This window comes from Achromobacter colocynthidis (genome assembly GCF_057334535.1).
The window spans coordinates 87,925-105,952 of sequence record NZ_JBHFIZ010000002.1 but is presented as its reverse complement, the minus strand read 5'-3'; the positions used below and the strand labels follow the sequence as shown (position 1 = coordinate 105,952).

Genomic DNA, 18,028 nt, shown 5'->3' with positions numbered 1-18,028 from the left:
ATAGAAAAGAAAAAGGGCGGCCCTGTTCAAGGGCCGCCCCGGCATCCTACCTCAAGCCCGTAGGCTTGGCGCTATCGCGTCAGTCTTGACCGCTAAGCGATGCGTGCAGTTCCTGCAACGGATACACCTGCAGGCCCAGACCCTGGCGCAGATACTGCATGCCTTCGACCGCGGCGCGGGCGCCGGCGATAGTGGTGAAGAAGGTGACGCGGGCAGCCAGCGATTGCGTACGGATCGTGCGCGAATCAACGATGGCGTTGCGGCGTTCTTCGACGGTGTTGATGACCAGCGCGATTTCGCCGTTCTTCACCATGTCGACGATGTGCGGACGGCCTTCGGTGACCTTGTTGACCACTTGCACCGGAATGCCCGCGGTTTCAATTTCGGCCGCCGTGCCGCGCGTGGCAACCAGCTTGAAGCCCATGGCATGCAGGCCGCGCGCCACTTCCACGGCGCGGGGCTTGTCCTGGTTCTTCACGCTGATGAACACCGTGCCGGATTCCGGCAGGCGCACGCCAGCAGCCAATTGCGACTTCACGAAGGCTTCGCCGAAGCTCATGCCCACGCCCATCACTTCGCCGGTCGACTTCATTTCCGGACCCAGGATGGTGTCCACGCCCGGGAACTTCACGAACGGGAACACGGCTTCCTTGACCGAGAAGTAAGGCGGCACGACTTCCTTGGTGATGCCTTGCGCCGCCAGCGTCTGGCCGGCCATGGCGCGCGCGGCGATCTTGGCCAGTTGCAGGCCGGTGGCCTTGGACACGTAGGGCACCGTACGCGAGGCGCGCGGGTTCACTTCCAGCACGTAGACGTCACCGCCCTGGATGGCGAACTGCACGTTCATCAGGCCGCTGACGTTCAAGGCCTTGGCCATCATCGTGGTCTGGCGCTTGATCTCGGCGATGACTTCCGCCGACAGCGAGTAAGGCGGCAGGCTGCAAGCCGAGTCGCCCGAGTGCACGCCGGCCTGCTCGATGTGTTCCATGACGCCGCCGATGAAGACGGTTTCGCCATCGGCCAGGCAGTCCACGTCGACTTCGGTAGCGTTGTTCAGGAAGCGGTCCAGCAGCACGGGCGAGTCATTGCTGACCTTCACGGCCTCACGCATGTAGCGCTCGAGGTCTTGCTGCTCGTGCACGATTTCCATGGCGCGGCCGCCCAGCACGTAGCTGGGGCGCACGACCAGCGGGTAGCCGATCTCGGTGGCGTGGGCCAGGGCCTCGCCTTCGGTGCGCGCGGTGCGGTTGGGCGGCTGACGCAGACCCAGCTTGTTCAGCAGCTTCTGGAAGCGTTCGCGGTCTTCAGCAACGTCGATGGATTCCGGGCTGGTGCCGATGATGGGCACGCCGTTGGCTTCCAGGGCACGGGCCAGCTTCAACGGGGTCTGGCCGCCGTACTGGACGATCATGCCGACCGGGTTTTCCTTGTGGACGATTTCCAGCACGTCTTCCAAGGTCAGCGGTTCGAAGTACAGGCGGTCGGACGTGTCGTAGTCGGTGGACACAGTTTCCGGGTTGCAGTTGACCATGATGGTCTCGTACCCGTCGTCGCGCAGCGCCAGCGCGGCATGCACGCAGCAGTAGTCGAACTCAATGCCCTGGCCGATACGGTTCGGGCCACCGCCCAGCACGATGATCTTCTTGCGATCGGTGGGGGCGGATTCGCACTCTTCCTCGTACGTGGAGTACATGTACGCGGTGCGGGTGGCGAATTCGGCGGCGCAGGTGTCCACGCGCTTGTAGACCGGGCGCACGTTCAACTGGTGACGCAGCTTGCGCACTTCCGATTCAGCGGAATCCAGCAGGAACGCCAGGCGGCGGTCGGAAAAACCACGGCGCTTCAGTTCCCACAGCGTGGCGTAGTCCAGGTCGGCCAGCGTCTTTTGTTCCAACGCCAGTTCGATGTCGACGATTTCCTTGATCTGCGACAGGAACCACGGGTCGATGTGCGTGATGTTGTGCACTTCGTCCAGCGTGAAGCCTTGCGCAAAGGCGTCGCCCACGTACCAGATGCGTTCCGGACCGGGCTCGCCCAGTTCGACTTGCAGCTTTTCGCGGTCGGTGGTTTTCTGGTTCAGGCCGTCGACGCCGACTTCCAGGCCACGCAGCGCCTTCTGGAACGATTCCTGGAAGGTGCGGCCGATGGCCATGACTTCACCCACGGACTTCATCTGGGTGGTCAGGCGCGCGTCGGCGGTGGGGAATTTTTCGAAGGCAAAACGCGGCACCTTGGTGACGACGTAGTCGATCGACGGTTCAAACGAGGCGGGCGTGGCGCCGCCGGTGATTTCGTTCTTGAGCTCGTCCAGCGTGTAGCCCACGGCCAGGCGCGCGGCGACCTTGGCGATGGGAAAGCCGGTGGCCTTGGATGCCAACGCCGACGAACGCGACACGCGCGGGTTCATCTCGATGACGATCATGCGGCCGTCACGCGGGTTGACCGCGAACTGCACGTTCGAGCCACCCGTATCCACACCGATCTCGCGCAATACCGCGATCGATGCGTTACGCATGATCTGGTATTCCTTGTCGGTCAGCGTCTGGGCCGGCGCCACGGTGATCGAGTCACCGGTGTGCACGCCCATCGGGTCCAGGTTTTCGATCGAGCAGACGATGATGCAGTTGTCCGCCTTGTCGCGGCCCACTTCCATCTCGAATTCCTTCCAGCCCAGCAAGGATTCTTCGATCAGCAGTTCGCTGGTCGGCGAGGCTTCCAGGCCGCGGCGGCAGATGGTTTCGAATTCTTCGGCGTTGTAGGCGATACCACCGCCCGAGCCACCCATGGTGAAGCTGGGGCGAATGACGGCCGGGAAACCCGAGGTACCAACTTCGGAAGCGATGCGGCGCTGCACTTCCCAGGCTTCGTCCATGCTGTGGGCGACGCCCGACTTGGCCGATTCCAGGCCGATGTCGGTCATGGCCTGCTTGAACTTCTGGCGGTCTTCGGCCTTTTCGATGGCGTGCTCGTTAGCGCCGATCAGTTCCACGTTGTGCTTTTTCAGCACGCCGTGGTGGGCCAGGTCCAGCGCGCAGTTCAGCGCGGTCTGGCCGCCCATGGTGGGCAGCAGCGCATCGGGCTTTTCACGCTCGATGATTTTTTCAACCGCTTGCCAGGTGATGGGCTCGATGTAGGTGACGTCGGCCGTTTCCGGGTCCGTCATGATCGTGGCGGGGTTGCTGTTCACCAGGATGGTGCGGTAACCCTCGGCCTTGAGCGCCTTGCACGCCTGTGCGCCGGAATAGTCGAATTCGCAGGCCTGCCCGATGATGATGGGGCCGGCGCCGATGATGAGTATGCTTTTTAGGTCTGTACGCTTGGGCATGATGCAATCTTTACTTTTGGCCGGACATCAGGGCGATGAACTTGTCGAACAGTTCAAGGATGTCGTGCGGACCCGGGCTGGCTTCGGGGTGACCCTGGAAGCAGAAGGCCGGGCGGTCGGTGAGCTCGAAGCCCTGCAGCGTGCCGTCGAACAGCGACACGTGCGTGACGCGCGCATTGGCCGGCAGGCTGGCCGCATCGACCGCGAAGCCGTGGTTCTGGCTGGTGATGAACACGCGCTTGGACTGCAAGTCTTGCACGGGGTGGTTCGCGCCGTGATGGCCCGTCTTCATCTTGAGCGTCTTGCCGCCCACGGCCAGGCCCATGATCTGATGGCCCAGGCAGATGCCGAAGACCGGCAGCTTCTTGTCCAGGAACGTGCGCGTGGCGTCGATGGCGTAGTCGCAAGGCTCGGGGTCGCCGGGGCCGTTGGACAGGAACACGCCGTCGGGATTGAGCTTCAGGACGTCTTCGGCGCTGGTTTGCGCCGGCACCACGGTCAGGCGGCAACCGCGATCGGCCAACAGGCGCAGGATGTTCGTCTTGATGCCGAAGTCGTAAGCGACGACGTGGAACTTGGATTGGTCGGGCTTGGAGAAGCCTTCGCCCAACTGCCAGGTGCCTTCGGTCCATTCGGTGCTGGCTTTCTGCGACACGACCTTGGCCAGGTCCTGGCCGGCCATGCCGGCAAAGCCCTGCGCCATTTCAACGGCGCGCTCGGCGTCGGTGCCGACGAAGATGCAGGCGCCCTGGGCGCCTTTTTCACGCAGGATGCGCGTGAGCTTGCGGGTGTCGATGCCGGAAATGGCAACGATGCCCTGCGCGGCCAGATAGTCGGGCAGGGATTGCGTGGAACGGAAGTTCGACACGCGGGCGGGACAGTCGCGGACCACGAGTCCGGCGGCATAGACGCGATTGGCTTCCACGTCTTCGGCGTTGACGCCGGTGTTGCCAATGTGCGGATAGGTCAGCGTAACGATCTGACCGCTATAGCTGGGATCGGTGAGAATTTCCTGGTACCCGGTCATCGCGGTGTTGAACACCACTTCGGCAACGGTAGCCCCAGGCGCACCGATCGACACGCCTCGAAAAATGGTACCGTCCGCCAGAGCCAGAATTGCAGGAGGGAAGCGGTTGATCCCCTCGGGAAAAAGTTGCGGCAGCACAGTAAACCCCGGTTTTAGAATCGATAATCAAACCTTCGGATTATACCTTGACCGGGCAAATTCCCCGGCGAACCGCGCCAAATAAGGCCGGAATCGCTGATTGGCCCCTGCGCGACCTCCGGCTTGTGGGCGACGGCGAGACACCAAAGGCAGTGATACGCTAGGGAATCTTCAACCCTTGCCGTTGTGAGCCGCACCTTGTCCATGCCCAGCCAACTTGACGCCTTGCGCAACCACACCACCGTTGTCGCCGACACCGGCGATTTCGAAGCCATGAAGGCGTTGCGCCCCACCGACGCCACCACCAATCCGTCCCTTATTCTTAAAGCCGTTCAGCAGGATGCTTACCGCCCCCTGCTGGAACACACCGTGCGCGATCATCCGGGTGCGTCCGCGCCGGAACTGGTCGACCGCCTGCTGGTGGCCTTTGGCCGCGCCATCCTGAATATCGTGCCGGGCCGCGTGTCCACCGAAGTGGATGCCCGCCTGTCGTTCGACACCCGCGCCACCATCGAGCGTGCGCGCGGCCTGATCGCCCTGTACGAAGCCGCCGGCGTGCCGCGCGAGCGCGTGCTGATCAAGATCGCGTCCACCTGGGAAGGCATCCAGGCCGCCCGCGCCCTGCAAGCCGAAGGCGTGCGCTGCAACCTGACGCTGCTGTTTTCGCTGCCCCAGGCCGTGGCCTGCGCCGACGCGCGCGTGCAGCTGATTTCGCCTTTTGTTGGCCGCATCTACGACTGGCACAAGAAAAGCGCCGGCGCCGCGTGGGTGGAAACCGATAACGCCGGGCCGCAAGATCCGGGCGTGCTGTCGGTGACGCGCATCTACCGGTATTACAAGCAGCACGACATTTCTACCGAAATCATGGGCGCCAGCTTCCGCAACGTGGGCCAGATCCTGGCGCTGTCGGGCTGCGATCTGCTGACCATCAGCCCGGACTTGCTCAATCAGTTGGCCGGCACGCAAGGCGATGCACCGGCGCAATTGCGCGCCGACGACACGGGCCCCGCCATTGATCGTATCGGCGCGGACGAAGTCAGCTTCCGCACGCTGCTCAACGACGACGCGATGGCCAGCGAAAAACTGTCCGAAGGCATCCGCCTGTTCGTCGCCGACGCGGTGAAGCTGGATGCATTGATCGACGCTCAGCGCCGCTGAGCCATCTACTTTCAGCTAAAAAAACAAGCGTGCCCAGACTTTGGGCACGCTACTTGCTGACACGCCTGATGGCCTGCCTGTTTAGCGATGAGCTTAGCGGTGGTCGTGCGAATGCACCTGCAACGCTTCCAAAAAGCGCGACACCATGTTGTAGGCCGCGACCGTCGCGGTCAGTTCGACGATGAGCTTTTCCGAGCCCATAGCCGCGCGGGCCGCCTGAAACACCGGTTCCGGCACCTGGACGTTGCGCGTCATGGCGTCGGTGTAGGCCAGTACGGCTTTCTCGCGCTCGTCGAACAGCGTTGAGTTCTCCCAATCGCCCAGGGCATCCAACTGGGCTTGCGACACACCTTCTTTAAGCGCGATCGGCGCGTGCTGATCGGCCTCGTAGGGCGCGCCGTTTAGCGCGGCGACGCGCATGATGACCAGTTCGCGCACGTCGCCGGGCAAGGTACTTAGTTGCCGAATGGACGTCAGGTAGTTCAACCAGCCTCCGGCCACGGCGGGGCTATGTAGCAGCATTTGGTACAGATGAAGCACGCTGCCCCGTTCGGCAACGATGCGGTCCACCAGGGGACGTGCTTCGGGATGAGACAGATCGGCGTAGGGAAGACGGGCCATGGGCGCTCCAGAGAGTCGAAGGGGCTGCAAATGCATACATTCGAACAATATATTTGACATAATGACAGCTCATTGCGCGTCCCAGGTACCCCACCCACAATGAATGCGCCAACCCAATCCCCCACGCCAGTCACGCTCGCCAACTGCGACAGCGAACCGATACATATACCGGGCGCCATCCAGCCGTTGGGAGCGTTGCTGGCGTTCGACGCGGATGGCGTGCTGCAATTTGCCAGCGAAAATGCGCCTGCCGTGCTGGGGGTGTCGCTAACCTTGGGCGAGTGCTGCCTGCCAGGCGCGCTGCCCGCCAGCCTGGCCGAGTACCTGACGGTGTGGCTGGACAAGTCCGATCCCGTTTTCGACCCCTTCGCGCTTGCGTTGAACGACGCTACGTACGACGTGATCGGCCACCGCAATAGCGACGGCCTCACGATTATCGAACTGGAGCAACGCGTCCAGGTCGGCGAGAGCGTCGCCGACCCCGCACGCATTTACCGCAGCATCGAACGTGTACGCCGCGAGCGTGACATCGCCGGCTTGCTCAAGAGCGCCGTGCGCGAGGTGCGCCGCGCCACCGGTTTCGATCGCGTCATGGCCTACCGTTTTCATCCCGACGACAGCGGGGAAATCGTCACGGAAGAACGCCACGAATCGTTGGAAGACTGGGTGGGCCGCCGCTATCCCGCGGGCGACATCCCTGCACAGGCGCGCCGTCTGTACACCGTGAACACGCTGCGCCAGATTGCCGATGCACGTTACGCGCCGGTGCGCGTGCTGGGCGCGCCCGCGGCGGCCGCGCAGCCGCTGGACATGAGCTTTTCGGTGTTGCGCAGCGTGTCGCCGATCCACCTGGAATACATGGCCAACATGGGCGTGCAGGCATCAATGAGCCTGTCGATCGTGATCGGGGACCGGCTGTGGGGCATGATTGCCTGCCACCACCATGGGCCCCGCCCCATCCCCTACCCCGCGCGCCTGGCCTGCGAAGCGCTGGCGCAAGTGCTGTCCGCCGCGTTGGCCAATATCGAAGGGGCTGAACGCGCCGCCCAGGCCCGCCGCAATGCGGCCTTGGTCAGCCAGCTGACCGAACGCGCCTCCGCCTCCGAAAACCTGCATATGGCCTTGTCGAGCGGGCCGGACACGCCCGCGTCGCTGATCGCGAACGATGCCGCGCTGTGCCTGTGGGGCAATAGCGTCACGGTGTTTGGCGGCATCGCGCCGCGCGGCGAGTTGTCGGGCATTCTGTGCGCGCTGGACCAAAGCGGCCAGCGCCTGGTGCATACCGACAACATCGCCCTCGACTACCCCGACCTGCAAACCGATCTGGTCCCTTATGCCGGCCTGCTGGCCTGCAAGTTCGACCCGATGAACAACGGCTGGCTGATCTGGCTGCGCAAAGAGCAGATCGAAACGCTGGTGTGGGGCGGCAAGCCCGAAAAGCAATACGCGGTCGGCAACCAAGGCCCGCGCCTGACGCCGCGCGGCTCTTTTGAGGCTTGGCGCGAAGTGGTGCGCAATACCTGCACCCCGTGGCTGCCCGCCGAACTGGAAGCCGCTGACAATCTGCGCGACGAACTTTCCCACATTGCCACGAGCCGGGCCGCCGACGTCGACCGCGCGCGCACCGCGCTGCTGGCCATGCTGGGCCATGATCTGCGTGACCCATTGCAATCCATTTCCATGGCCGCCACGCTGCTGTCCAAAACGGATTCCGGCGCGCGCATGGGCGAACGCATCCGTTATTCCAGCGGCCGCATGCAGCGCCTGATTTCACAGGTGCTGGATTTATCGCGTCTACAGGGCGGCATGGGCCTGGGCATCGAAAAGCGGCCGTGCGCCCTGAGCGATCTGGTCAACGGGCTGATCGACGAAAAGCGGCAGGCCTACCCCGGCTTGCGCATCGAACCCGATGTGGAACCCGGCTTGATGCTGATGGCCGACACCGATCGCATCGCCCAGGTTGTGACCAACCTGATGAGCAACGCGCGCCAGCACGGCGCGCCGCGCCAGCCCATCATTGTTCAGGCGCACCAGCGCGGCAACGACATAGAATTGCGCGTCATCAACCATGGCGCGCCCATTGCGCAAGAGGTGTTGACGCACCTTTTTTCGCCTTTCAAACCCGAATCGCTGGGCCAGTCGCGCAACCGCAACGGCCTGGGGCTGGGCCTGTATATCGCCGAACAGGTCGTGCGCGGCCATGACGGCGAGATCTCGGTTGCGTGCCGAGACGGCCTGGTCATTTTTACGGTGAGGCTGCCGCGCGACGTGCGCGACACGCCCGCCCCTTGAACCTTGGAGACACCTTTTGAACGAAGTGCGCGCAGTTCGCGTCCTGCTGGTTGACGACAATGAAATGGGCTCGGAGCTGCTTGCCGAGTTCCTGGCGCTTTCAGGCGTGGAAACGCGCTGCGCCGCCTCAGGCGAAGCCGCCCTCGACATGATTGACGGCTTCAGCCCCGAAGCCGTGCTGGTTGACATCCTGCTGCCTGATATGGACGGCTATGAGTTGGCGTCCCGCTTGCGCTCGCGCGGCGCACCACCGCGCATCTATGCCCTGAGCGGCCTGGCGCGCCACGAGCGCCGTGACGCGGACGGCATGTTCGACGGCTGGATCGAAAAGCCCGCCGCCCCCGACGCGCTGCTGGCCATCTTGCAACAGACTCACTAGGGCCGCCCATGTCTATCGCCAACCCCCTGGACGCCCTTGCCGCGCAAGGTGTGCGGTTCAAAGTGCTGGCCCAGGTGTTCCCGGTGCTGCGCCACGAAGTCGTGGGCCCGCTGTCCAACGCCACGCTGGCCGCCGCGATGCTGCGCCAAACCCCGGACGGCGCGGATGCCGACGCCTTGCAGCAGCGCTGCCATCGCCTGGCGGGCGACCTGACCGGCATGCTGGAAGACAGCGTCACCATCGTGCGCGAACTGGACCAATGGCTGCTGGACAGCGACGCCACCACGTCCATCGAAGCCCTGCTGCGCGAGTGCCGCAAGCTGATGTTTTCGCATCTGCTGCTGTCGCGTCATAGCATCGTCTGGCCCGAAGACGCGGCCGACATTCAGGTGCCGCAATTCACCTCGCGGTATCTGCTGCTGGCATGGCTGCTGAGCCTGCTGTCCGTCCTGCCTGCCGACGCCGCGTTGACGCTGGATTGTTCGCAGCCCGATGCCTGGCATGTGCATTTTCCGAACAGCCTGGCGTCGACGGCGCCGTCCGAGCAACCCGCCTTTGCCCCCGAAGAAGTGGAACTGCTGGCGGCGGTATCCGGCTGGCGCCTGGAGCGCCAAGCGCAGTGCTGGTCGTTGCACCTGCCTGTTGCCAACCAAGAGCAATAAGCAACCGCCATGATTTCGCCCGTACACCAACGGCTTCGAGACGGCACGCGCGACAGGCACGAAGCGTTGGATCAGGGCTTGGCCCTGACCAGCGGCGAGATGGACCGCGCCGGTTATTTGAACTATCTGCGCGCGTTGCTGGGCTGGCTGGAACCCTTGGAACAGCGCCTGTGGCAACTGGACTGGCCCCACAGCCTGCAAGCCTCCGCGCGCGCCGGAAAAAGCGATTGGATCCGTGCCGACCTGGCCGCCGCTGGTGACGCGGCACCGGTGTCGTACTGCGCTGACGCGCCCCGTATCGAGGCGGCCGACGCCTATGCGTTGGGGGTTGCATACGTCGTGGAAGGGTCGCAACTGGGCGGACGCTTTCTGGCTAAGCACCTGGCCGATGTCACGCCCGCGCTGCCGCTGCGCTATCTGCGCGGCTATGGCGACGCGCTGGGCCCGATGTGGAAGACGTTTCTACAGTTTCTGGATAGCGAGGCCGGCGCCCAAGGGCGCGAAGACCACGCTTTGCAAGGCGCGCGTGACGCCTTCGACAGCCTGACGGCTTGGCTGCACAGCCGGCACGCGCTGCGAACCTGAACGGTTCGCGGCGCGGCCGCGCCGGTTGATTACAGCTTTTCGGTTTCGCCCGATTTGGGCTGCCACTTCATCAAGCGCTTTTCACCCACGCCGACGATGTAGTCCAGCACCAGCGCAAACGCGGTCAGCACCACGATGCCCGCGAACACGGTGTTCACGTCGAACGTGCCTTCGGCCTGCAGGATGAGGTAGCCCACGCCGCTTGCCGAGCCCAGGTATTCCCCCACCACCGCGCCCACGAAGGCCAGGCCCACGGACGTATGCAGGCTGGAAAACACCCAGCTGGTGGCCGACGGCAGATAGACGTGGCGCAGCAACTGACGCTTGCGCGCGCCCAGCATGCGGGCATTGTCGAGCAGGGTTGGGCTGACTTCGCGCACGCCCTGGTAGACGTTGAAGAACACGATGAAGAACACCAGCGTGACCGCCAGCGCCACCTTCGACCAGATCCCCAAGCCAAACCACATGCCGAAAATAGGCGCCAAAATGACGCGCGGCATCGAGTTGGCGGCCTTGATGTAGGGGTCGAGGATTGCGCTTGCGCGCGGCGACAAGCCCAGCCACAGGCCAAAGCCCAAGCCCGCGATGGTGCCGATGAAAAAGGCCAGCACGGTTTCGGTCAGGGTCACCCACAAGTGCGTGTAGATGTCCGCGTTGGTGACGAACCAGGCCCAGATGCGGCCCCAAACCTTCAAGGGTTCACCGAAGAAGAACGCGATCTTGGGATCGCGTGCCGCGAAATGCCAGACGCCCAGGATGACGACCAGCAACAGCAGTTGCCAGAAGCGCAAGCTGGCGGAACCGGATTTAAGTGACTTCGACATACCTCAGGCTCGCTTCTGTTGGGCATAGCCCTTGAGCACTTCTTCGCGCAGCACCGCCCAGATGGCCGAGTGCAGTTCAACGAAGCGCGGATGGGCGCGTACCTCGGCCACGTCGCGCGGACGCGGCAGGTCAATGGCGAATTCCCCGATGGGGTGCGTGCCGGGACCGGCCGACAGCACGATCACGCGGTCGCTCATCGCGATGGCTTCGTCCAGGTCGTGCGTGATGAACAGCACGGCCTTGCGCTTGGCCATCCACAAGTCCAGGACTTCGTTTTCCATCAACTGGCGCGTCTGGATGTCCAGGGCGGAAAACGGCTCGTCCATCAGGATGATGTCGGGGTCGCGGATCAGCGTCTGGGCAAGCATGGCGCGCTTGCGCATGCCACCCGACATCTGGTGCGGATAGCGGCTTTCGAAGCCGCCCAGCCCCACACGACGCATCCACTCCCGCCCGCGCTCCAGCGCTTCGGGGCGTGGCACGCCGGCGAAATCCAGGCCGGCCACCACGTTGTCCAGCGCGCTGCGCCAGGGCAACAGCGCTTCGCCCTGGAACATGTAGCCCGCACGCTCATTGATGCCGGACAAGGGTTGGCCGAAGACCTTCACCTGCCCGCTCGACGGCGCCAGCAAGCCGGCGCCGACATTGAGCAAGGTGGACTTACCGCAGCCGGTCGGGCCCACCACCGACACGAACTCACCCGGCGCAATGGCCAGAGTTGTGTCGCTGACGGCGGTGTAGCGCTGCGACCGGTCGTCGCGCGAAACAAAGGTGCAACTGATATTTTCCAGCGATAGTGCGGCTTCAACCATTGGCGTACTTCTCGTTGGCGCGGCGAGCAAAATCGTTGGTCCAGACCTTCGACGGGTCGATCTTCGACGCGTTGAACTCCGCCTGGTACGCGGCCAGCGCCTTGAGCGCCGTGGCCGCGCCGTCCTCGGGGATCATGCCGTCGGGCGACAGGCCTTCCAGGCTTTTCGCGATGGCGGCCTTGTAGATGGCCGGGTCGCCCAGCAGATAGGTTTCCGGCACGACCTTGGCGATTTCATCCGGACCTGCCTTCTGAATCCACTTGTCGGCGCGCACCATTGCATTGGCCAGCGCCTGGGTGGTGTTCGGATTGGCGTCGATGAACGCTTGCGGCGCGTACAGGCAACCGGCCGGCATATTGCCGCCGAAGATGTCCTGCGTGTCCTTGAGCGTGCGCGTGTCGACAATGATCTCGATGTCGCCCGGCATCTGCAACATCGACACCACGGGGTCGGTGTTGGAGATGGCGTCGATCTGGCCGCTGCGCAACGCCGTCACGGCACCCGCGCCGGCGCCCACGCCAATGATGGAAACGTCAGAGGCCTTCAAGCCATGCTTGGCCAGGAAGAAGCTGACGACCATGTTGGTGGACGAACCCGGCGCGGTCACGCCGATCTTCTTGCCCTTGAGGTCGGCGGCGCCCTTGTAGTTGGGCAGGTTCTTCTTGGACACGCCCACGCCGATCATCGGCGCGCGGCCTTGCAGCACGAAGGCGCGGTAGGCCTGGCCCTTGGACTGCATCGACAGCGTGTGTTCGAAGGCGCCCGACACGATGTCGGCGCTGCCACCCACCACGGCTTGCAGGGCCTTGGAGCCGCCCGCGAAGTCGGCGATGCTGACGTCCAGCCCTTCGTCCTTGAAGTAGCCGCGGGCTTCCGCGATGGACAGCGGAAGGTAATAGATCAGGGGCTTGCCGCCCACGGCGATCTGGACTTTGGTCTTCTCAAGCTTCTGAGCCCGCACGATGGCGGGTGCCATGCCCATGACGCCGGCGGCGCCAGCCATCTTGAGCAAGTCACGGCGAGTAACTGACATTGGGTTGTCTCCTTAGTTGTCGGGTTTACCGATAGCGCCGGTCTTCGCCAGCTCGTCAATAGCCGCTGAATCATACCCCAGCGCTTTCAGGACTTCCTCGGTATGTTCCCCTAATTTCGGGCCTACCCAGCGCGTCTGGCCAGGGGTTTCCGACAGCTTGGGAACCACTGCGGGAAGCTTCACGGGACTGCCGTCGGCAAGCTGATGTTGTTCGATCATGCGGCGCGCCAGGAACTGCGGATCGCTGAACATATCGGCCACGCTGTAGATTTTTCCGACCGGCACATCGGCGCCCTTGAGCGTGCCCAGCGCCTCGTCGATGTTGCGGCCGTTGCACCACTGCTGGATCGCGCCGTCGATTTCTTCCACGCGGCGCGCGCGCCCATCGTTGCGCACCAGGTCGGGGTCTTCGGCCAGGTCGTCGCGGCCGATGGCGCGCATCAGGCGGTGAAAGATGGCGTCGCCATTGCCCGCGATAACGATGTTCTGGCCGTCGCGGGTGGTGTAGGTATTTGATGGCACGATGCCCGGCAGCGCGCCGCCGGTACGCTCGCGCACCACGCCGGCCACGTCGTATTCGGGCACCAGGCTCTCCATCATGTTGAAGACGGCTTCGTACAAGGCCACGTCCACCATCTGCCCCTGCCCCGCCTGGCAGGCATCGCCCGTCTTGCCGTTCCACCGCCCGCCCGTGGCGTCGCGGTGGCGCAGCGCCATCATGGCGCCGATCACGCCGTGCAGCGCGGCGATGGAGTCGCCGATGGAAATGCCGACCCGCAGCGGGGGGCGGTCAGGATGGCCCGAGACATAGCGCAGACCGCCCATCGATTCGCCGATGGCGCCAAAGCCGGGCTGGTCTTTCATGGGGCCGGTCTGGCCGTAGCCCGACAAGCGCACCATGATCAACGCCGGGTTGATGGCGCGCAGTTGCTCAAAGCCCAAGCCCCACTTTTCCAGCACGCCGGGCCGGTAGTTTTCCACCACGACATCGGCGTCCAGCGCCAGCTTGCGGGCAATTTCCTGCGCGCGTGGGTCTTTCAGATTGAGGGCGATGGATTGCTTGTTGCGCGCCTGTACCGTCCACCAGAGCGAATTGCCCTCGTGCAGGTGGCGCCAACTGCGAATGGGGTCGCCACCCCCCGTGCCATCCGGCCCGTGCGGCGTTTCCACCTTGATGACGTCGGCGCCGAATTCGCCGAAGATGCGCGCGGCAAAGGGGCCGGCGATAAGCGTGCCGAGTTCCAGGACTTTCAGTCCGGTCAGCGCTGACATGGTTTGTCTTCCTCACGTTTCGTGCCGAGCCGGTACGTTGCCGGTGGCTGTTTTAACGTTGCGAGCCTTGGATCAGGTGGTCTTGCGCTCCATCAGCGCCCAGGCGATGGTGCCGGCATCCACGTATTCAAGTTCGCTGCCCGCGGGCACGCCACGCGCCAGGCGAGTAACGCGCAGGCCGCGTTCACCAAGTGCTTCGCCCAGGAAGTGGGCGGTGGTTTCGCCTTCGGCGGTGAAGTTGGTGGCCAGGATGACTTCCTGCACCACCCCATCGGTTGCGCGCTTGATGACGCGATCGAAATCCAGCTCGCGCGGGCCGATGCCCTCAAGCGGCGCCACCCGGCCCATCAGCACGTAGTACAGGCCACGGTAGCCGTGGCTGGACTCGATCATGTTCTGGTCGGCCGGGGTTTCCACGATGCACAAGAGCGACGGGTCGCGCTTGGGGTTGGCGCAGGTGCCGCAGACCTCGTCTTCGGAAAAGCTGTTGCAACGGGCGCAATGTTTCAAGTCCCGCACCGCGCCGGCCAACGCCCGCCCCAGCATGTCCGCGCCTTGCGGGTCATGCTGCAACAGGTGATAAGCCATGCGCCGGGCTGATCGGACGCCCACGCCGGGCAGGCGCCGCAGCGCCTCGATCAGGGACACCAGCGGTTCGGGTTCAGGCAGTAAGGGATCCATTGCAGCCCAGGGCAGCCTTGATCAGAACGGCAGCTTCATGCCCGGGGGCAGCGGCATGCCGGCGGTGACGCCCGCCATCTTTTCCTGCGACGTGGTTTCGGCCTTGCGCAGCGCGTCGTTGAACGCGGCGGCAACCAGGTCTTCCAGCATGTCCTTGTCGTCGCCCAGCAGCGACGGGTCGATCACGACGCGCTTGACGTCGTGGCGGCAGGTCATGGTGACCTTGACCAGGCCGCCGCCCGAGGCGCCTTCGACCAGGATCTCGGCCAGCGCGTCTTGCGCCTTCTTCATGTTTTCCTGCATCTGCTGCGCCTGGCGCATCAGGCCGGCCAGTTGTCCTTTCATCATGATGGATGTTCCTTGAACGAGGGGAATAAGAGATGGCCGCCGCGTCAGGCAGCGGCCGGGGGATCAACGTGGCGGATGGAGCCGGCGACGACCTGCCCGCCGAAATCGGCCAACAACGCTTGCACGAAGGGATCGACGGCCACAGCATCTTCGGCGGCCTGCTGGCGCGCGGCGCGTTCGGCTTTGGCAACCGCATGCGCCGTGTCGTCACCAGTGATGCCGACTTGTACATCCAGCCGGATGCCCTGGCCGAAATGTTCGCACAAGACGGTTTGCAGACGCACGCGGCTTTCGCTTTCGGCCAGCGTCTTGACGGCCACTCGCAGCACGATGGCATCGCCCTGCACGCCGGCCCATTCGCTTTGCCGCGCCAATTCGGCCGCCAAGCCGGTGACGGGCAGGCGCGCGGCCAATTCGGGCCAGCCGGCCTGCGTCATGTCAGACATGCGAGCGCGCGAGGCGCGCTTGCGCGACGGCGCGGGGGCTTCGCGACGGGCTGCCGGTGGCGGCGCCACCGACGGCGCGCTGGCCAGCGTTTCAAATTCGTCGTCGTCCGGGTTGGACGTGAAACCGCCCTCCGGCACAAAGCCGCCTTCGGCTTCAAACGGGATTTCTTCGTCAACCCAGGACGGCGGGCCGTCGTCGTCGGCCTCGGCCGGCGCGGTGGCCAGCACGGCAGCAACCGCGGGCGTGACCGCCAGCGCGGCGGAACCTGCGCCCTTGCCGGCGGCGGCGTCGACGGCGGGTGCGGTAGCAGCGGCGGGCGCGACGGCAGCGGCCGCATCGGCGTCAAAGGCAGGCGCGGCGGGGGACAGCTCTGGCGTGGGTTCCGGCGTAGGCGCCAGCATGGATTCGGGCGCAGGCGCTGCCGCCGCTTGCGCGGTAGACGTCGTGCCAGCCGGAAGGTCTTCCCACGGCGGCACGCTGCCTGGCGCGGGCGTCACTGCCGTTGCGGCAGTGGCCGACTGCGGCGCGGGCAGGGGTGCGGCTTGCGGTGCCGGTTGCGGCGCGGTTTGAGACGCGGCTTGCGGTGCGGCTTGGGCCGTAACTTGTGGCGTCGGCGCGGCGGGCGCGGGAGCCACCTGGGCAGGTTCGGCAACCGGCGCGGTGGACGCGACCGTTGCCTGCGGCGCGGGTTCGGTCACTGCGGCTGGCGCGGGCGCAGCCGTGGGGGCGGTCACCGGGGCTGCCGCGCGAGCAGCTGCGGGTTCAGCCACTGGCTCTGCCACAGAAGCAACAACGGGGGCAACAACGGGCGCAACCATTGGCGCGCTGACGGCTGCGGCGGCTGGCGCAACAACAGGCGCAACCTCGGCCGCCGCAACAACGGCTTCCTGCGCGGAAGCCGCAGCCGGCTCCGCCGTCTGGCGGGCGGGAGTGGCAGGCGCTTCCAATGCAGTCTGCGGACCGGCGTCGCCATTGAGCGCCAGCATGCGCAGGCAGGCCATGATGAAGCCCGCGTATTCGTCCGGCGCCAACGTCAGTTCGCTGCGGCTATGCACGGCCACGGAATAGAACAACTGGACGGCGTCGGGATGCAGGCTCTGGGCCAGCCGCGCAATATCCGCGGCCAGCGGGTCTTCGGCAGCCGTAACGCCCGTGACGCGCTGTTCGATCGCAACGCGCGACAGCAGCACGGCCAGGTCGGCCAGCGCCCCCGCGTACGACAACCCGCGTATGGCCAGCTCATCAGCCACGGCCAACACGCTCTTGGCGTCACCCGCCGACAAGGCGTCAAGCAGGCGCACCAGATGGCGCTGGTCGATGGTGCCGAGCATGCCGCGCACGGCGTCCTCGGTCATGTTGCCGGCGCTATAGGCAATGGCTTGATCGGTGAGCGACAGCGCATCGCGCATCGAACCCTGCGCGGCCTGGCCGATCAGGCGCAAGGCCGGCACTTCAAAGGCGACTTCTTCGTGACCCAGCACCGCTTGCAGGTGCCCGACGATGGAGTCGGCCGGCATCTGCTTCAAATTGAATTGCAGGCAGCGCGACAGCACCGTGACCGGGATCTTTTGCGGATCGGTGGTGGCCAGGATGAATTTGACGTGGGGGGGCGGCTCTTCCAGCGTCTTCAACATGGCGTTGAAGGCGTGGCCGGTCAGCATGTGCACTTCGTCGATCATGTAGACCTTGAAGCGCCCCGCGCCCGGGGAGTACACCGCCTGTTCGAGCAACTGCGTCATTTCCTCGACGCCGCGGTTCGAGGCCGCATCCAGCTCCAGGTAGTCAACAAAGCGCCCGGCGTCGATTTCCGTACAAGCGCGGCAGACGCCGCAAGGCTTGGACGTGATGCCGGTTTCACAGTTGAGCGACTTGGCCAGAATGCGGGACAACGTGGTCTTGCCCACGCCCCGCGTGCCGGTAAACAACCAGGCATGGTGCAGGCGTTGGGTGTCGAGCGCATGAGTCAGCGCGCGGACCACGTGATCCTGTCCCACGAGGGTATCGAACGATCTCGGCCGCCACTTGCGGGCCAGTACCAGATAAGTCATGGCTGGATTGTAGAGCCTGTTTCGCGTGCTGGCTGAAATGCAAAGGGGACGGGCTTATTCCCGTGGAACGAATCCCTGGAAAATAACCCCGTCCCCCTTGAAAGCGAAGGGCCATGAACTGAAATCATGACCCTTTGCTTTGAAGAATCCGGTTGGCGAGCCTTACTCCGGCACTGACCCTAAACGACTATGGCTGCTTCGTTCCCGACCTGACCAGGTTCACCGTCGAACCATGCGGAGGGGCCCGCCAACCGGAATTCTAGCAGAGCTGCGCTTCGCTTGCTTGCAGCCTTCCGGTTGGCGGGCCCCTGTGGGGCGGTATGTTGCCCCCTCCCCGGCCCTCCCCCCGAGGGGGAGGGGGTGATGGCTTTGCTT

General features: G+C 64.7%; 15 protein-coding genes and 1 other RNA gene. 5 read left to right on the top strand and 11 right to left on the bottom strand.

From position 1 onward, the window contains the following. Positions 1 to 79 precede the first annotated feature (79 nt). Positions 80 to 3,325 carry a carbamoyl-phosphate synthase large subunit gene (gene carB / locus ACE04A_RS00830; RefSeq protein ID WP_485819788.1) on the bottom strand — a complete coding sequence of 1,082 codons (3,246 nt, stop codon included), beginning with the start codon at positions 3,323 to 3,325 and terminating at the stop codon, positions 80 to 82. Positions 3,326 to 3,335: 10 nt separating this feature from the next. After that, positions 3,336 to 4,490, bottom strand: coding sequence for a glutamine-hydrolyzing carbamoyl-phosphate synthase small subunit (gene carA / locus ACE04A_RS00825; RefSeq protein ID WP_050449029.1), 1,155 nt, complete (start codon positions 4,488 to 4,490; stop codon positions 3,336 to 3,338). A gap of 204 nt (positions 4,491 to 4,694) precedes the next feature. Here carA and tal point away from each other — a divergent pair, with 204 nt between their 5' ends. Next, the gene (gene tal, locus ACE04A_RS00820; RefSeq protein ID WP_259249356.1) at positions 4,695 to 5,648 is read left to right on the top strand and encodes a transaldolase; all 954 of its coding nucleotides are present in this window, start codon (positions 4,695 to 4,697) and stop codon (positions 5,646 to 5,648) included. Positions 5,649 to 5,741: 93 nt separating this feature from the next. On the opposite strand, the gene ACE04A_RS00815 is transcribed toward tal, so the two are convergent. Beyond that, positions 5,742 to 6,269, bottom strand: a complete 528-nt coding sequence (locus ACE04A_RS00815; protein WP_100854943.1) for a carboxymuconolactone decarboxylase family protein — start codon at positions 6,267 to 6,269, stop codon at positions 5,742 to 5,744. A gap of 99 nt (positions 6,270 to 6,368) precedes the next feature. On the opposite strand from ACE04A_RS00815, the gene ACE04A_RS00810 reads away from it, so the two are divergent. Genes ACE04A_RS00810 through ACE04A_RS00795 form a run of 4 tightly spaced genes read left to right on the top strand, consistent with a single transcriptional unit; the run spans position 6,369 to position 10,187 of the window. Further along, positions 6,369 to 8,561, top strand: coding sequence for an ATP-binding protein (locus ACE04A_RS00810; protein WP_279996663.1), 2,193 nt, complete (start codon positions 6,369 to 6,371; stop codon positions 8,559 to 8,561). A 25-nt stretch (positions 8,562 to 8,586) separates the two neighbouring features. Next, complete coding sequence (locus tag ACE04A_RS00805; RefSeq protein WP_485819804.1) at positions 8,587 to 8,940, top strand: response regulator; 354 nt, start codon at positions 8,587 to 8,589, stop codon at positions 8,938 to 8,940. Between the two features lie 8 nt (positions 8,941 to 8,948). Further along, positions 8,949 to 9,602, top strand: coding sequence for a hypothetical protein (locus ACE04A_RS00800; RefSeq protein ID WP_447990873.1), 654 nt, complete (start codon positions 8,949 to 8,951; stop codon positions 9,600 to 9,602). A 9-nt stretch (positions 9,603 to 9,611) separates the two neighbouring features. Next, positions 9,612 to 10,187, top strand: a complete 576-nt coding sequence (locus ACE04A_RS00795; protein ID WP_438858881.1) for a biliverdin-producing heme oxygenase — start codon at positions 9,612 to 9,614, stop codon at positions 10,185 to 10,187. 29 nt (positions 10,188 to 10,216) lie between these two features. Here the strand turns inward: ACE04A_RS00795 and ACE04A_RS00790 are convergent, their stop codons facing one another. The 8 genes from ACE04A_RS00790 to ffs form a co-directional block, all read right to left on the bottom strand. Then, positions 10,217 to 11,011 (bottom strand): ABC transporter permease, encoded by a 795-nt coding sequence (locus ACE04A_RS00790; protein WP_259249360.1) that lies wholly within the window; start codon positions 11,009 to 11,011, stop codon positions 10,217 to 10,219. A 3-nt stretch (positions 11,012 to 11,014) separates the two neighbouring features. Next, on the bottom strand, positions 11,015 to 11,824 hold the full coding sequence (locus ACE04A_RS00785) for an ABC transporter ATP-binding protein (RefSeq protein ID WP_259249361.1): 810 nt from the start codon (positions 11,822 to 11,824) through the stop codon (positions 11,015 to 11,017). Next, complete coding sequence (locus ACE04A_RS00780; protein WP_100854936.1) at positions 11,817 to 12,857, bottom strand: ABC transporter substrate-binding protein; 1,041 nt, start codon at positions 12,855 to 12,857, stop codon at positions 11,817 to 11,819. The genes ACE04A_RS00785 and ACE04A_RS00780 overlap by 8 nt, the downstream gene beginning before the upstream one ends. 12 nt (positions 12,858 to 12,869) lie before the next feature. Then, a complete protein-coding gene (locus tag ACE04A_RS00775; protein ID WP_279996666.1) occupies positions 12,870 to 14,129 on the bottom strand; it encodes a CaiB/BaiF CoA transferase family protein in 1,260 nt (419 codons plus the stop codon). A gap of 72 nt (positions 14,130 to 14,201) precedes the next feature. Further along, positions 14,202 to 14,810, bottom strand: coding sequence for a recombination mediator RecR (gene recR / locus ACE04A_RS00770; RefSeq protein WP_050449018.1), 609 nt, complete (start codon positions 14,808 to 14,810; stop codon positions 14,202 to 14,204). 21 nt (positions 14,811 to 14,831) lie between these two features. Then, positions 14,832 to 15,158: a YbaB/EbfC family nucleoid-associated protein gene (locus ACE04A_RS00765; RefSeq protein WP_006221090.1), complete on the bottom strand. Its 327-nt coding sequence runs from the start codon at positions 15,156 to 15,158 to the stop codon at positions 14,832 to 14,834. Between the two features lie 44 nt (positions 15,159 to 15,202). Further along, positions 15,203 to 17,653 carry a DNA polymerase III subunit gamma/tau gene (gene dnaX / locus ACE04A_RS00760; RefSeq protein WP_448717765.1) on the bottom strand — a complete coding sequence of 817 codons (2,451 nt, stop codon included), beginning with the start codon at positions 17,651 to 17,653 and terminating at the stop codon, positions 15,203 to 15,205. Between the two features lie 151 nt (positions 17,654 to 17,804). Next, positions 17,805 to 17,902: signal recognition particle sRNA small type (gene ffs / locus ACE04A_RS00755), an RNA gene on the bottom strand. Positions 17,903 to 18,028: the final 126 nt, after the last annotated feature.

Excerpts from the sequence above, each read along its gene's own strand:
- carB (WP_485819788.1), bottom strand. The coding sequence starts at position 3,325 with ATGCCCAAGCGTACAGACCTAAAAAGCATACTCATCATCGGCGCCGGC.
- tal (WP_259249356.1), top strand. The coding sequence starts at position 4,695 with ATGCCCAGCCAACTTGACGCCTTGCGCAACCACACCACCGTTGTCGCC.
- ACE04A_RS00815 (WP_100854943.1), bottom strand. The coding sequence starts at position 6,269 with ATGGCCCGTCTTCCCTACGCCGATCTGTCTCATCCCGAAGCACGTCCC.
- ACE04A_RS00810 (WP_279996663.1), top strand. The coding sequence starts at position 6,369 with ATGAATGCGCCAACCCAATCCCCCACGCCAGTCACGCTCGCCAACTGC.
- ACE04A_RS00800 (WP_447990873.1), top strand. The coding sequence starts at position 8,949 with ATGTCTATCGCCAACCCCCTGGACGCCCTTGCCGCGCAAGGTGTGCGG.
- ACE04A_RS00795 (WP_438858881.1), top strand. The coding sequence starts at position 9,612 with ATGATTTCGCCCGTACACCAACGGCTTCGAGACGGCACGCGCGACAGG.
- ACE04A_RS00790 (WP_259249360.1), bottom strand. The coding sequence starts at position 11,011 with ATGTCGAAGTCACTTAAATCCGGTTCCGCCAGCTTGCGCTTCTGGCAA.
- ACE04A_RS00785 (WP_259249361.1), bottom strand. The coding sequence starts at position 11,824 with ATGGTTGAAGCCGCACTATCGCTGGAAAATATCAGTTGCACCTTTGTT.
- ACE04A_RS00780 (WP_100854936.1), bottom strand. The coding sequence starts at position 12,857 with ATGTCAGTTACTCGCCGTGACTTGCTCAAGATGGCTGGCGCCGCCGGC.
- ACE04A_RS00775 (WP_279996666.1), bottom strand. The coding sequence starts at position 14,129 with ATGTCAGCGCTGACCGGACTGAAAGTCCTGGAACTCGGCACGCTTATC.
- recR (WP_050449018.1), bottom strand. The coding sequence starts at position 14,810 with ATGGATCCCTTACTGCCTGAACCCGAACCGCTGGTGTCCCTGATCGAG.
- ACE04A_RS00765 (WP_006221090.1), bottom strand. The coding sequence starts at position 15,158 with ATGATGAAAGGACAACTGGCCGGCCTGATGCGCCAGGCGCAGCAGATG.
- dnaX (WP_448717765.1), bottom strand. The coding sequence starts at position 17,653 with ATGACTTATCTGGTACTGGCCCGCAAGTGGCGGCCGAGATCGTTCGAT.